The sequence below is a fragment of the Sporosarcina sp. Y1009 genome (assembly GCF_057669865.1).
In genome coordinates, this window is the sequence record NZ_JBYHFO010000003.1 from 131,800 (window position 1) to 146,168 (window position 14,369).

Genomic DNA, 14,369 nt, shown 5'->3' on the forward strand with positions numbered 1-14,369 from the left:
CTATTCTCCTGGTAATCACCCCCTTAAAGTAACTATTGATTTAGAGCAATATCGAATAAGTTGTTAGATTTTTAATTTTCTAGGAGAAGAGCAACTTTCTTCAAGGTATCGTCTTCACCGACATTCCCAGGGAAAATAATATATGGGATATTGGGAAAAGTACTTTCTTCTCCAGTTTTCCAGACAGGAACGCCTGGGGCGACTTGTCCCATGACTTCTGCTTTTCTAACTTTCAATCCGATTGTTCCGACATCACTCGAGGTGATTCCGCCTTTTGCTATCACATAACGGGGTTCGGTGTTACAGTCACGGACGAATCGGGTGACGGCATTAGAAATTTTTACTGACAATGCGAGTTCCTCTTCTTCCTGCCCGTTTTCCAAGTCAAATCTTTCGCGGGATGTGTATACACACACACTAGTACCTTTGACAATCGTACTATTAATGAGTTGTTGGATACGGGCAATTTCTTTTTCAAATTGTTCTTCATCTGTCACCAGATGACAATCAAATTCCAAAAAATGAATTGTGGAGAGTTCTCTTAACCGATTTAATTGGTCGGTTGTTTTTTTAACGTGAGATCCAACTATGATTAAGCCGCCGTTTTTATTTGCTTCAGTTATTAACTCCTCCTTTGCCAAATAAGATCTGGATGAAATGTCCCCAATTACCTTTGTAAAAGAAGCTGCGGTTCTAAATAAGTAATTTTTTCCTGTTTTAATTGCTTGTAAAAGTGCGATAGAGAACGCTTTCAAATCATCTTCTGTCACCGCGTTAACAATTAGCTTTTGGAAGTCTTCTAATTGAAGTAGTTTTTTCTTCATGGCAGTAAAATTGAGCGATCGTAACTCATCAAGTGAGATGGTTAACACATTCTCTTTTTTATAAGCACCAAGTGTTTTCTCTTCGACCCATTCTGTTAGATTGCTACTAGTGAATCCAAACATGCGGTCCTTTGCAAATTCTGTATCACCAGCAGGTGTATACTGCTCATCCTGTTTTACGTAATGTACATCGTCTATAGTTTCTCTTCCACCTTCTTTAAAGAAGGGGATAATGATTTCACCATCGTAATGAATAGAACTCGACCCTTCCAATGTTTCTTTTAATACATCAGTTTCTAGTGGATAATGTCCACGGAGTGTCGAGTCTCCTCTACTAATGAGTAGAAAAGGAATGTTCAATTTCTTAGATGCAAGCGCAATTCTTTCTGCAATATCTGTATGAACTTGGCGTGTCTTCTCTATGGAAAAAGAACGTGAATTTGTCAGAAGAAAGACTAACTGACGTTCCTCTTGGAACATGGCAAGAATTGTTTCTTCAGTCCAATCAGTGAAAACAGGGATGCCATGAACGGTTTGTACCCCTGTTGGGTCATCATCAAGGACAATAATCTTATGAGAAAAAGAAGAACGTTCTTGTTTCCATTTTTCTTGTAGTTCTTGTCCATAAGCCGGAAGACTATTAACTCGCTTTAAAACGTTACTCAATTTCCTTAACTCCTTCCATCACCTTAAAATTTGCCAGTTTTTCATAGTATTGAATTAACCCGACATGATCATCTGCCTCTTTTCCATCGACTTTAAGTGCGTGGAACATTTCCAAAACATTTGAGGTAAGTGGCATGGGAACACCAATATCTCTTCCAGCATCTAAAACATTCGTCAAGTCTTTCAAGTTAATATCAATTCTTCCACCGGCAACAAAGTTTCTATCAAGTACAAGCGGCATTTTTGCATCAAGAACTGCACTTCCCGCAAGGCCGCCACGTATTGCATGATACATTTTTTCTACATTTACACCAGATTTTGCTGCAAGTACTAAGGCTTCCGACATTGCCGCGATCGTGACGTTTACCAAGATTTGATTTGCCAGTTTCGTAGTCGACCCGCTTCCACTATCACCAACATGCGTAATTTCATTACCCATTGCCTTTAAAATAGGTAGAACTCTTTGTAAAGCTTCCTTCTCACCGCCAACCATGATTGACATGGTTGCATCAATCGCCTTGGGTTCACCACCACTTACTGGCGCATCTAAAAACGGCACATTCTTTTTAGAGAATTCTTTTGCAAAATTAATTGATTCTACTGGAGAAATAGAACTCATATCAATGACAATCGTGCCTGGCTTTACTCCTTGAGATACTCCGTTCTTGCCGAACAATACTTCTTTCAAAATTTCTGCATTTGGAAGCATCGTTACGATGACATCGCTTTCAATTGTAGCGTCATAAGGTGAATAGGCTTCAATCGCTCCAGCAATAGCCACTGTTTTTCTTGCTTCTTCGTTAATATCGAATGCTTTTACTTGAAAACCATTTTTGAGTAAATTAAGAACCATAGGTTTACCCATAATTCCAAGTCCAATAAATCCAATCTTCATCATAATTCTCCTCAATATATTCGTAATTGGCGTTCTTTGTATGATTCAATTCCCATTGTATACTAAAGTTTCTGACTTGTATACATTTCTAGTGGAAATGAATTCATTTTACTTTATTCATACTATGTAAGTGCAAGTTCTAGTATACTTATTTTATAGAGAGAAACGAGGGGAAGAACAATGCAAAGTACATTTGGAACTGCCCAATTACAAGCATATGAAATGATACGCGACCAAATTTTAAATGGCGTCTACCCAGGTGGGATGAAATTAGTCGAAGAAAGATTGGCGGAAGAAATTGGTGTCAGCAGGACGCCTATCCGGGAAGCAATCCGCAGATTAGAACAAGAGGGTTTAATAAGAAGAAAAAAAGTATATAAACCAACTGAAACAGATTTAAGACATTTATTTCAAATGCGAATATTAATCGAATGTCATGCAGCTAAAATGGCGGCAACCTATATGGTTGAGGAAGATATTTCCGAACTAAAGTCTTGCATTGAGATAGCGAGATTAGGGACTTCAGAAGAAATTGTACGTGCGAATAAGAGGTTTCATGATTTAATTGTACGAGAATGTCGCAATCCGATTATGATTGATACTGTGGATAAGATGCAATCGATTATTTATTTATTTAGTCGTGCAGTAGTGTTGTACAAAAGACCGTTCCTCATTGACGAGCATGAACTCATTTGCAATGCAATTGCAGATCGGGACCAAGAGCGGGCTAGTATTTTAATGAAATCCCATTTGGAAGCAGATTTAGAGTTTTCTCTTGATATTGTAAATTGATAATATTTAGGTACCTGCGAAGCAATATACTACAATTGCATAAAATAAAAAGGGGATATTGACTATATAGTACTTTGTCAATATCCCTTTGGTTATTTATCCATGATTGAAGTAGGAACATTCTTTTAAAAAAGGTAATAATGCGGTTTCAAGGAGTTTCATACGAACATTAGGTTGATTGAAGAACTATTCAACGATAGCAAGAACCACTTTCTTGACATTAAATTTAAACCTATAGATGGCTTTGTTTATTCAAAATATTCAAAGGAAGCTACGGAATACCTGAATGCATACTATCTTTATGCAAGAAAAGATTCCAGCCAGCTCAATTCATGTTCAGCGAATTATGATAAAGGTTAGTTTTTAGTCGGTAATTATTGATAAAATAAATTATTTAAAATGTATTGACATCTTTAGATGAATGAGATATTCTTTTAAAAAGGAAACGTTTCCAATTGAGAGAGTGATGGAGTACTCGGTTACAATAATATTAATTGAGTGAAAAAACATCGAAAAAGGGAAACGTTTCCAAACGGGAGAGTGATACACAATACAAAATGTTAGAGTGACTATTAAAGATGTTGCAAAGCATGCAAACGTTGGATTGGGAACTGTTTCCAGAGCAATAAACGGTTCATCTGGTATCAGTCCGAAAACAAAAGCGAAAGTTCTTGAAAGTGTGAACGAACTTGGATATAGGCCGGATCAAGTGGCGCAAAGTATGAGGTCCAATAGGCATAGGAATATTGCTCTTCTTATTGATATTTCCAACATTGCATTCGCGCATATAGCGAAGGGAATGCAAGGGGAGTTAAATGAATTGGGGTACACATTGTCACTTTGTGACATTGGAAACCGTAATACATTAGTAAGAATTAAAGAGTTTCTCAATGGGCGCAGATTTGATGGAATTATTGTTTCCATTCCACGCGAAGATGATTCTGAACTAAATAACTATCTAGCAAACTTGACGATCCCGGTCGTTGTACTTGATCGAAAAATTGAGGGCGTTGCCGGTCTTATAGAAACAGACTATTTCAGTTCCGTGAAGAAAGCGACGGAATATCTTCTTTCACTTGGACATACGGGGATCGCACTCATTGGGGTTTCAAAAAAAATTCGTCCTACGAAGGTAAGTATAAAAGCATTTCTGGAAGCTTTTGAAGAGTACGGCGTCGACCATGAAAAAGCGCTTATCATTGAAGGGAATTTTACAAGTGAATCTGGAAAACAAATAATGATTGACTTACTGCCTCAGATACAGCAAAAAAAAGTCACTGCTATTCTATCGTTGAATAATCGAATTTTTCACGGAATCTTGAAAGTAATGCGTAAATATTCGATTGCCTACCCGAGTGATGTTTCGATTATTACAGTTGAAGATGATGAATTAACTGAATTATTACATCCTTCCATTACAGTAATTAAACGTGATCTTAATGAAATTGGTTCCAGTGCAGCAAGAATGCTAATTCAAGTTGTAGAAAAGCCTAAGAATAAAAAAATACAGTCCTCCATAACAATACCGACAGAATTTGTCATTCGGGATTCTTGTGTAAGGCTGAATAATGAAAATAACCTTTAAGTTATTTAAAGTTCTGGAACTCTATGATATTACCTATTTATTTTATATATTCAATCATTTCCAATACTCTACCATAGAAAGTGATGATGCATTTTGAAGGCAGTAGTAAAGGTTAAAGAAGGTCCGGGGAATATTGCAGTACAGGAGATGGCGTTACCGAAGCTAAAAGGGGACGAAGTGACCATTAAAATTGCTTTTAGTGGTCTATGCGGAACGGATTTACATATTTATCATGACACATTTATGAACTTCCCCCCGGTTGTTCTCGGACATGAGTTTTCCGGGATTATAACTGAAGTTGGGGAACATGTGAAAGCGCTTACGATAGGCGATCGGGTAACAGTCCTTCCATCGACAGCCGAGACATGTAAAAAATGCAATTATTGTCGAACAGGAAATTATATGTTTTGTGAAAACCGAAGAGGTCTTGGATACGCCATTAATGGAAGCTTTACGGAATATGTGAATGTACGGGAAGATATGGTATACGTACTACCTGACCATACACCTATGGAGGTTGGCGCTCTTGCTGAACCGTTGGCTTGTGTCATTCACGCCCTTGAAGAACTAACGGATATTCGGATTGGTGATCGTATTCTCGTATCAGGACCGGGGCCGATAGGACTGCTTTGTTTAGCGGTTCTCGTTGGAAGAGGACTTGAAGTCACAGTGACAGGAACGACTGAAGATGCCGTGAGATTGGAAAAGGCAAATGAAATTGGAGCGTTCCGAACGATAGATGTTCAAAAAGAAAACTTGAATACCTATATTGCTGAGTCCGTACCAAATGGCTTTGATGTAGTCATTGAATGTTCAGGCTCCGAAGCGGCTGTCAATTCGGGCTTGGAGGCTGTGAAAAAGAAAGGGAAGTTTATTCAAGTAGGGATTACAGGAAGAAAAATCAGCTTGGATTATGATCGTATTCTATTCAAAGAATTGCAGCTTTACGGTTCAGTTGGACATCACTTGTCGTCATGGGATCGGGTAATAAACGTTTTTGAACAAAATAAAGTTGAGCTCTCAAAAATAATTACCGACAAATTCCCAATCGAAAAATGGCAAGAGGCGTTTGATTTGGCTGAATCGAAAAAATCCGGAAAAATTTTGTTGCATTATAACTGAAGGAGGATTGTGATTTGAGCAATGGTATACAAAGAGATAGAAATAGAGTTGCAGTCTTAAAAAGTCATCAAAAAATTGAGTTAGAAGATAGAGAAATTCAAACCGCTGGTCCAGGTGAAGTACTGATTAAAGTGATGGCAGTCGGTGTTTGTGGATCAGATATTCATTATTATGAACATGGGAAAATTGGTCAGAATACTGTTCAATACCCAATCATTCTTGGGCATGAATGTGCCGGTGTCGTACTGCAAGTCGGAGAAAACGTCGGAACCGTCAAAGTGGGTGACCGTGTTGTTGTTGAACCGGGCATCCCTTGCTTAAAATGTATTTATTGTAAGTCAGGAAAATACAATCTTTGTCCAGATGTGCAGTTTCTTTCTGCTAAAGGGACGGATGGCGCATTTTGCCAGTACTTGGTGCATCCCGAACATTTGGTACATCTGATTCCGGACGAAATGGATTTTGATGTCGCAACATTAGTTGAGCCTCTATCTGTAGGCATTCACGCCTGTAGACGTGGAGAATTACAAGCTGGACAGGCTATTCATATATCAGGGCTAGGGCCAGTTGGTCTTATGCTAATCCTTGCAGCAAAGTCGGCAGGCGCTGGGGCAATTATCGTATCAGATATTGAACCTTCACGACTGGAAATAGCTAAAATGCTAGGGGCTTCAAAAACGATTTTGATTGGTCAAGATGATTTTAAACAAGAGGTTTTATTACAAACAGGGGGTGAAGGGGTAGATATAGCTTTTGATACATCAGGGCATGACAAGATGATTGTCGATTCTATTGATGTGATTAAAAGGGGAGGAAACTTTGTCGCAATCGGTTTTCCTAGAGCAGAGCATGTTTCACTAAAGTTTACACAGATGCTCATGAAAGAAATTGATGTTAAATCTGTTTATCGCTATACCAACACTTTTCCGCAAGGGATTTCAATTTTATCGCGCTGTTCAGACGTCGATTGTGTCATAACGGATCGATTTCCATTGTACGAGACGGAAGATGCACTCGACCGAGCCATTACAAATAAAGAATCTAGCATTAAAGTAATAGTTTATCCAAATGAAATGAAAGAGGAGGAACGGATATGAAGAAAATAACGGGTATCATCATGGTATTTTGTTTGTTGGCGCTAACAGCATGTGGCAATTCGTCATCTTCGGATGGCGGCGCAAAGGCATCCGATGGAAGTTCAAAAGAGGCAGTCGTATTAAAAATGAATATGGTACCGGCAAGCACGGACGAAACCTTTCCGCTTTGGGAAGAGTTTGCGAAACAGTTGGAAGATGCTTCGGAAGGGACATTGAAATTGGAAGTGTACCCATCAGAAACATTGGGGAAAACGACGGATACAATTGAGGCCATTACAAAAGGGGCTCCAATTTTACAAGACTCCGACCCAAGTCACCTATCAGACTATGTCGATGATTACTCTATTTTCATGCACCCATATTTATTTAAAGAGCCAGGGGATATTGAAAAAGCTTGGAAGTCTGAAGAAGGACAACGTATGGAAAAAGAATTGGAAGAGAAAGGGCTAAAAGTTGTGACGATGGTTTACTTCGGTAGCCGCCACTTACTTTCTGACCGTGAAGTTGTCACTCGTGATGACACAAAGGGTATGAAGATTCGTAACGCACCGACAAAAATGTGGAACGAGGTCTCCAAAACACTTGGTGGAAACCCTACGAATACAGCTTGGAGTGAAGTGTATACCGCACTTTCACAAGGGGTAGCGGATGGTGCCGAAGCGCCGTTGTCTTTACTGTATTCATCTAAATTGTTTGAAACACGTGAACACATTTCTTTAACAGGTCATTTGGTTGCAACGACGTCTGTTGTTATGTCTAAAGAGGTTTACGATTCATTGCCTGAGGCGGCGAAAAAGGCAATTGACGAAGTTGGATCATCTTATCCAGCTGAACGAGCACCTAAAATTTTAGAGCTTGAGTCGGAATTTGCAAAGAAATTGGAAGAAGAAGGCGTGAAATTTAATGAAATTGAGAAAGAGAGTTTCATTGAAGCAGCATCGAAAGTAAGCGATGCATTCCCTGAATGGACGCCAGATCTATACGATAAAATTTTACAGGCTATTGAATAATGTTTGAGAAGTGCAGTGCCTATGAATCGGACTTCCTTATTCATAGGCATCACACCAAACGAGAGGTGATTGCATGAAGAAAATTGTAGCGAATTTTGAAGTGATTGTTAGCTCAGTTGCATTTGTCATTATGGTAGGAGTTGTCGTTGTAAACGTTTTTTCAAGGTTCTTTTTGGAACGTTCGTTTAGTTTTACGGAAGAAGTTGCGTTTATTGGCTTTACTTACAGTGTGTTTTTAGGCGTTTGTATTTTATACCGAAAACATTCGCTCATTGCAATCGACATGCTTGTGGAATTGCTTCCAGCAAGCTTGAAGCAAATTGCAAAAGTGATTAACTTTGCAATTCTTACTGTTGCGAATATCTACCTGGTCTATTTAAGTACAGAATTGACGATATCGGCTTGGGTACGACCGACTGCTGCTTTGCGAATACCATACTCATTTGTTGACTTTTCAGCAACGTTAGCGTTTTCCATTATGAGTATCTATTCAATTATTTTTTTAGTAAAGGCAATCAAAGGTGATTCGGAGTTTGATAAGCCAGAAGAGACGTATTGAACCATTTTAGAAGGATAAAGAAGGAGGTAAGGCAAGGATGGATTTCTTATCCTTTTTACCGATAATCGTATTGTTAATTCTATTCTTTTTTAAAGTCCCTGTTGCATATTCGTTGCTTATCGCGACCGCAATCTATTTTGTGTTTATTAACCACGATATGCCAATTGATATGATTGTTCAACGAATGATGTCGACTACAGAATCATTTACCTACTTAGCTATTCCTTTTTTTACAGCTGCAGGAGTCATTTTTAACTACTCCGGTATTTCGCGAAAACTGATTGCATTGGCTGTTGTATTGATCGGTCATGTAAAAGGAGGAATGGGGCAAGTCAACGTTTTAGTCAGTTTGATGATGGGAGGAATTTCCGGTTCTGCGAATGCGGATGCTGCCATGTCCACGAAAATGCTTGTGCCTGAAATGGTTAAGCTTGGATACGGTAAAGCGTATTCGACGGTCGTTACAGCAGCTGCTGCTGTTATTACGCCTATCATACCACCAGGGATTATCTTAATTATGTATGCTGTATTAGCGAATGTATCAGTTGCAAAGATGTTTTTTGCGGGTGTTGTACCTGGGCTACTATTGACAATCGCTTTAATGATTCTCGTTTGGCTTATTTCACGTAAACGAAATTATGCTGCATCACGTGAGAAAAGGGCCACAATGAGAGAAATCGGAAAACAAGCACTGGATTCGATATGGGCATTAGCGTTACCACTTGGTATCCTATTGGGCCTACGTGTTGGGATGTTTACACCGACTGAAGCGGGTGCTGTTTCCATTATCTACGCGATTCTTGTAGGGGCTTTTGTCTACAAGGAATTGAAATGGTCCGATGGAATGAAAATCATTCAAGAATCTGTTACGGCGACAGCAGGGATTATGTTCATCATCGCTGCGGCAAATTCGTTCGGTAGTTATTTAACTTGGGAGCGTATTCCTATACTCGTTTCCGAAGTCCTTATATCGAACGTATCAGATCCACTTGTACTATTAATTATAATTAATCTTTTCCTGCTCGTTGTTGGTTGTTTCTTCGAAGGCGGGGCGGCGATGATATTATTAGCGCCACTATTGGTTCCAGCTGTATCTTACATGGGTATTGATTTAGTTCACTTTGGAATTATCATGTCAATCAACTTAACGATTGCAGGCTTCACGCCACCATTCGGAACGATGATGTTCATCACGACAACGATAGCTGGTGTAAAGATCACCGACTATATAAGGGAATCGATACCGTTTATCTTGGTGTTACTATTAGTGTTATTTACCGTAACGTTTTTCCCGCAAATCGCTCTATTTTTACCGAATTTACTATCATAGCGAAGAATTATATTTTTAAACAATAAAGGAAACGTTTCCAACTAACTAAGAGGAGTGTTTATTGATGGGTTCAAAAATTACAAGTGTGAAAGCTATTCCAGTGAAAATGCCATTAAATAAAGTTTATAGAGGAAGCAATTACTACATGTCGCATCGAGTTACGGTTGTGACGACGATTACGACAGAAGATGGGTTTGAAGGACAAATTTACAACGGTGATGAAATCGATGACTTAGATGCGATTGTTAGTATGATTCACGATCGAATCGCTCCAATGATTATTGGTCATGACATTTTTGATGTAAACGGCATTTGGGATAAAATCTACCCCTTGACATTCGACATTTTGGCGGATCGAAAAATTGCCCTTAATGCAATCGCTTGTGTGGATAGCGCGATTTACGACGCAATCGGAAAGACATTAAACATTTCTTTGAATAAGCTTTGGGGCGGAACCAGAACGAAGCTTCCAGTTATGCTCATCGGCGGTTATTATACGGAAGGCATGGATGTCAATGAGGAATCGACACGTGAGGACATTCAGACGTACAAAGAAATGCAAGTGGCCGGCGTTAAGTTCAAAGTTGGCGGTAGAAGTCCTGAAGTAGATATTGAGCGTGTGAAAATTGCGCGTGATGAAGCGGGCGATGATTTTGTTATCGCGGTTGACGCAAACCAGGGATATACACGTGCCGAAGCGTTAAAGTTTGCATTAGGTGTCAGGGACTTGAATATTCGTTGGTTTGAAGAACCTTGCCGTTGGACGCATGACCGTTCTGCAATGAGAGACATTCGTTTAATGTCCGGTATTCCGGTTGCAGCCGGACAAAGTGAGGTTTCTCCTGCTGCTTGTATCGAAATGATGGTTAATGGCTCCATCGATGTTTGTAACTATGATGCAAGTTGGAGTGGTGGACCGACCGTGTGGCGACAAGTAGCAAGTGCGGCGACAGCGCTAGGATTTGAAATGGCTCACCACGAAGAACCACATATTTCTGCACATTTACTCGGTTCGGCGCCGACAGGAACGTTTCTTGAAGTGTTCCACCCAGACCGTGACCCAATGTTTTATAACATGATTAAAAATCCAAACCCATTTGAAAATGGGTACTATAAAATTCCAGACGGACCAGGCTTCGGTATTGAGCTCAATTGGGATTGCATAAATGAATATCGTTTAGACAAATAAGATGAAAAGGAGTGTTTAGAATGAAAGTTGAAGAATTAAAACAAATTGCAGCTGGCGTGCGAGAGTTAATTATCGATACTGTTTATCATGCGAAAGCGGGTCACGTCGGCGGCCCCCTCTCCGCAACTGATTTACTTGTTCATCTATATTTCAATGAAATGAACATCCAACCAGAAAATCCTACATGGGCGCAACGTGATCGTTTTGTTTTATCGAAAGGACATTCAGCAATCGCATTATATGCTGTATTGGCTAAGAAGGGCTACCTTCCTGAAGAGGAAATGAGAACGTTCGACCAAATCGATTCACGTCTTCAAGCCCATCCGGATATGAACGTGTTACCTGGACTCGATATGTCAACAGGATCCCTAGGGCAAGGGATTTCAGCAGCAGTCGGAATGGCGCTCGCAGCAAAGCTGAAAAATGAAACGTTTACGACGTATTGTATGGTCGGTGACGGTGAAATTCAAGAAGGACAAGTGTGGGAAGCAGCGGATGTTGCCTATCGTTACAGTCTTGATAATTTAATTGTCATAATGGATTACAATAAGTTACAACAATATGGTTGGGAAGAAACAGATGGTGCAAGATCACTACCTGTTCAAAACCCTCAGAAAAAATGGGAAGCATTCGGTTGGAATGTCATGACAATAGACGGTCATGATTTTGGGGAAATCGAAACAGCGATTCAACAAGCAAAACAACATCGTGGCGGGCCGACAGTCATTGTCGCAAACACGGTGAAAGGTAAAGGAATTAGCTTCATGGAAAATGAGTATTTATGGCATTCAAACATCCCAACTGATAGTGAATATGATCAGGCAATTTCAGAACTGAAAGTAGGTGTTGAACAATGACATTTCAACTGGAAAATGATTCAAGGTCAATGAGAGATCAATTTGGCGTAGGAATTCTTGAACTTGCCAAATCAGATCCACGCGTGTATGTGTTGGATGGAGACTTGGCAAACTCAACAAAAATTAATGCAGTTGAGGAAGAGCAACCGAATAAGTTTTTGCAGATGGGAATTGCTGAACAGAATATGATCGGTGTTGCGGCAGGAATGGCTACAACGGGTCTTCAACCTTGGGCGGTAACGTTTGCAGCGTTTTTATCTAAAAGAAGCTTAGACCAAATTCAAGTTGTTGTTGCACAGCCAAAACTTGATGTGAAAATGATTGGCGCATACGCTGGATTGCTCAACGGTCGAGCAGGAAAAACGCATCAGGCAGTTGAAGATATCGCGATTTTTAGAAGCCTGGCGAATATGACTGTTTTATCTCCAGCAGATTCAGAGGAACTTCAAGAAATGATTACATTTGCCAATGAATATAAAGGGCCTGTTTACATTCGTACATCAAGAGATCCTGGTAAGAAAGTGAATCGACAAGGCAAGAAATTTGAACTTGGGAAAGCTGTACCGTTAAAAGAAGGCACAGATGTGACAATTATTGCGACAGGTGCTCAAACGGCAAGAGCGCTTGAAGCGGCATATGAACTAGAAGAACAAGGCGTATCAGCAGCGGTGCTTCACGTTCCGTCCATTAAGCCGATTGATGAGGAAGCGATTATTCAGGCGGCGAAAAAGACGAAAGCAGTCGTAACGGCTGAAGAGCATAGCATCATTGGCGGGCTAGGTGGTGCTGTCGCCGAGATTCTCGTTGAAAATGCGCCTGTGCCAATGCAACGTGTCGGGTTAAGAGATGTGAATATTCAATCCGGTTCGAACGATGATTTGATTAACCGATATGGCTTATCAAGTCAGCACATTATTGAAAGTGTTAAACTATGCTTGGAACAAAAAAAAGAGGTGAGTCTGAACCATGGCTAAAGTTAAAGAGTTGGCTGTGATAGGTAGCTATATTAACGGGGAAGACATCCATACAGGAGAAACGCTCACTGTATTCAACAAACATAATGGAGAACCGATGGCCAAGGTATTTATCGCCGATAAAGAAGTTGTCGATGCGGCTATCACAAATGCAACTGAAACATTTAAGAAGCAAAAACTAAGTCCAACTGAACGCTATCATATTATTGTTAAAGTGACAGAGTTGATGGCTGAACAAAAAGAAGAATTGGCAAGAATTTTAGTCGATGAAGTCGGCAGAACGATTAAAGATTGTCGCGTGGAAGTTGACCGAGCAATTGCGACCTTCATGATTGCAGCCGAAGAAGGAAAACGTATTGCTGGTCACGGCGTACCCATTTCCGGACAAGCAGGTCATGAATCACGAATGGCATTTACGATTCGTGTCCCCGTGGGTGTTGTGGCGGCGATTACGCCATTTAACAATCCATTAAATCTAGTTGCTCACAAAGTGGGTCCTGCCATAGCATCCGGAAACACGGTCGTTTTAAAACCGGCAGAAATCGCACCAATCGCGACGATGAAATTAGTGGAGATGTTTAACAAAGCAGGTTTACCTGATGGTTTTCTAAATGTCGTTAACGGGACCGGTAAGGATACGGGACAACCGCTATTAGAGGATCCGCGCATTAATTTATATACATTTACGGGTAGTGAAGCAGTTGGAAGACATATTAAAAGCACAACTGGGATTCGCAAAGTCATCTTGGAATTAGGAAGTAATTCACCGACAATTGTTCATAATGATGCAAAAAACTTGGACAGTATTGCCGAAATGTGTGCATTAAGAGGATTTTCATCGACGAACGGACAAGCTTGCATCTCTGTACAGCGTTTATATGTACATGCGGACATCTATGAGGAATTCGCGAAGAAATTAAAAGAAAGTGCAGAAAAACTTGTCGTTGGCGATCCGCATGATGAAGCAACAGATATTGGCCCGCTCATTTCTGAAAAAGAAGCCATTCGTGTTGAAAATTGGATTCATGATGCCAAGCAAGCAGGTGCTGAAGTTCTTTATGGTGGCGAAAGAAAGGGAGCTTTTATCTATCCGACAATTATGACGGAAGTGCAAGCGGACATGAAAGTGATGTGTCAGGAAGTTTTTGCCCCTGTTATCAATCTTGTTCCTTATAGTGAAATTGACTGGGTGTTTGACCAAGCGAATGACTCACGTTTTGGGTTACAAGTCGGGTTCTTTACGTCCGATCTCAGTCTCGCTTTACGAGCGATGCATGAGCTGGAATTTGGCGGAGTTATGATTAACGATGTATCAGCTGTCCGTTCCGACAATATGCCATATGGTGGGATTAAAAACAGTGGTATCGGAAAAGAAGGTCCTAAATATACGATTGAAGAAATGACCGACGAACGTGTCGTCGTCTTTAATATGGAGTAAGACAAACATTAATGGAAGGCGCTTTATGAGT

General features: G+C 40.1%; 13 protein-coding genes. 11 read left to right on the top strand and 2 right to left on the bottom strand.

The genetic code is table 11. From position 1 onward, the window contains the following. Positions 1 to 71 precede the first annotated feature (71 nt). Together AC25Y1_RS05135 and garR are read right to left on the bottom strand one after the other, a co-directional pair. Complete coding sequence (locus AC25Y1_RS05135) at positions 72 to 1,490, bottom strand: four-carbon acid sugar kinase family protein (protein WP_488146879.1); 1,419 nt, start codon at positions 1,488 to 1,490, stop codon at positions 72 to 74. Then, complete coding sequence (gene garR / locus AC25Y1_RS05140) at positions 1,483 to 2,391, bottom strand: 2-hydroxy-3-oxopropionate reductase (protein ID WP_488147031.1); 909 nt, start codon at positions 2,389 to 2,391, stop codon at positions 1,483 to 1,485. The genes AC25Y1_RS05135 and garR overlap by 8 nt, the downstream gene beginning before the upstream one ends. 174 nt (positions 2,392 to 2,565) lie before the next feature. Between garR and AC25Y1_RS05145 the strand changes: the two genes are divergently transcribed. From AC25Y1_RS05145 to AC25Y1_RS05195, 11 genes are all read left to right on the top strand, one after another. Next, positions 2,566 to 3,177 (top strand): GntR family transcriptional regulator, encoded by a 612-nt coding sequence (locus AC25Y1_RS05145; protein WP_488146880.1) that lies wholly within the window; start codon positions 2,566 to 2,568, stop codon positions 3,175 to 3,177. Between the two features lie 565 nt (positions 3,178 to 3,742). Continuing rightward, positions 3,743 to 4,762 carry a LacI family DNA-binding transcriptional regulator gene (locus AC25Y1_RS05150; RefSeq protein ID WP_488146881.1) on the top strand — a complete coding sequence of 340 codons (1,020 nt, stop codon included), beginning with the start codon at positions 3,743 to 3,745 and terminating at the stop codon, positions 4,760 to 4,762. Positions 4,763 to 4,855: 93 nt separating this feature from the next. After that, on the top strand, positions 4,856 to 5,884 hold the full coding sequence (locus AC25Y1_RS05155; RefSeq protein ID WP_488146882.1) for a zinc-dependent alcohol dehydrogenase: 1,029 nt from the start codon (positions 4,856 to 4,858) through the stop codon (positions 5,882 to 5,884). A 14-nt stretch (positions 5,885 to 5,898) separates the two neighbouring features. Next, entirely contained in the window at positions 5,899 to 6,981 is a 1,083-nt protein-coding gene (locus tag AC25Y1_RS05160) for an NAD(P)-dependent alcohol dehydrogenase (RefSeq protein WP_488146883.1), read from the top strand. Further along, on the top strand, positions 6,978 to 7,991 hold the full coding sequence (gene dctP, locus AC25Y1_RS05165; protein WP_488146884.1) for a TRAP transporter substrate-binding protein DctP: 1,014 nt from the start codon (positions 6,978 to 6,980) through the stop codon (positions 7,989 to 7,991). Before AC25Y1_RS05160 ends, dctP begins: the two co-directional genes overlap by 4 nt. A gap of 73 nt (positions 7,992 to 8,064) precedes the next feature. After that, entirely contained in the window at positions 8,065 to 8,550 is a 486-nt protein-coding gene (locus tag AC25Y1_RS05170) for a TRAP transporter small permease (protein WP_488146885.1), read from the top strand. A 37-nt stretch (positions 8,551 to 8,587) separates the two neighbouring features. Continuing rightward, a complete protein-coding gene (locus AC25Y1_RS05175) occupies positions 8,588 to 9,880 on the top strand; it encodes a TRAP transporter large permease (RefSeq protein ID WP_488146886.1) in 1,293 nt (430 codons plus the stop codon). A 64-nt stretch (positions 9,881 to 9,944) separates the two neighbouring features. Then, entirely contained in the window at positions 9,945 to 11,069 is a 1,125-nt protein-coding gene (locus AC25Y1_RS05180; protein WP_488146887.1) for a mandelate racemase/muconate lactonizing enzyme family protein, read from the top strand. Between the two features lie 20 nt (positions 11,070 to 11,089). Beyond that, positions 11,090 to 11,926, top strand: a complete 837-nt coding sequence (locus AC25Y1_RS05185; RefSeq protein ID WP_488146888.1) for a transketolase — start codon at positions 11,090 to 11,092, stop codon at positions 11,924 to 11,926. Continuing rightward, positions 11,923 to 12,900, top strand: coding sequence for a transketolase family protein (locus AC25Y1_RS05190; protein WP_488146889.1), 978 nt, complete (start codon positions 11,923 to 11,925; stop codon positions 12,898 to 12,900). Before AC25Y1_RS05185 ends, AC25Y1_RS05190 begins: the two co-directional genes overlap by 4 nt. After that, positions 12,893 to 14,338, top strand: a complete 1,446-nt coding sequence (locus AC25Y1_RS05195) for an aldehyde dehydrogenase family protein (protein WP_488146890.1) — start codon at positions 12,893 to 12,895, stop codon at positions 14,336 to 14,338. The genes AC25Y1_RS05190 and AC25Y1_RS05195 overlap by 8 nt, the downstream gene beginning before the upstream one ends. Positions 14,339 to 14,369 lie beyond the last annotated feature (31 nt).

Coding starts and splice junctions, on each gene's coding strand:
- AC25Y1_RS05145 (WP_488146880.1), top strand. CDS start 2,566: ATGCAAAGTACATTTGGAACTGCCCAATTACAAGCATATGAAATGATA.
- AC25Y1_RS05175 (WP_488146886.1), top strand. CDS start 8,588: ATGGATTTCTTATCCTTTTTACCGATAATCGTATTGTTAATTCTATTC.
- AC25Y1_RS05185 (WP_488146888.1), top strand. CDS start 11,090: ATGAAAGTTGAAGAATTAAAACAAATTGCAGCTGGCGTGCGAGAGTTA.
- AC25Y1_RS05195 (WP_488146890.1), top strand. CDS start 12,893: ATGGCTAAAGTTAAAGAGTTGGCTGTGATAGGTAGCTATATTAACGGG.
- AC25Y1_RS05180 (WP_488146887.1), top strand. CDS start 9,945: ATGGGTTCAAAAATTACAAGTGTGAAAGCTATTCCAGTGAAAATGCCA.
- dctP (WP_488146884.1), top strand. CDS start 6,978: ATGAAGAAAATAACGGGTATCATCATGGTATTTTGTTTGTTGGCGCTA.
- AC25Y1_RS05170 (WP_488146885.1), top strand. CDS start 8,065: ATGAAGAAAATTGTAGCGAATTTTGAAGTGATTGTTAGCTCAGTTGCA.
- AC25Y1_RS05190 (WP_488146889.1), top strand. CDS start 11,923: ATGACATTTCAACTGGAAAATGATTCAAGGTCAATGAGAGATCAATTT.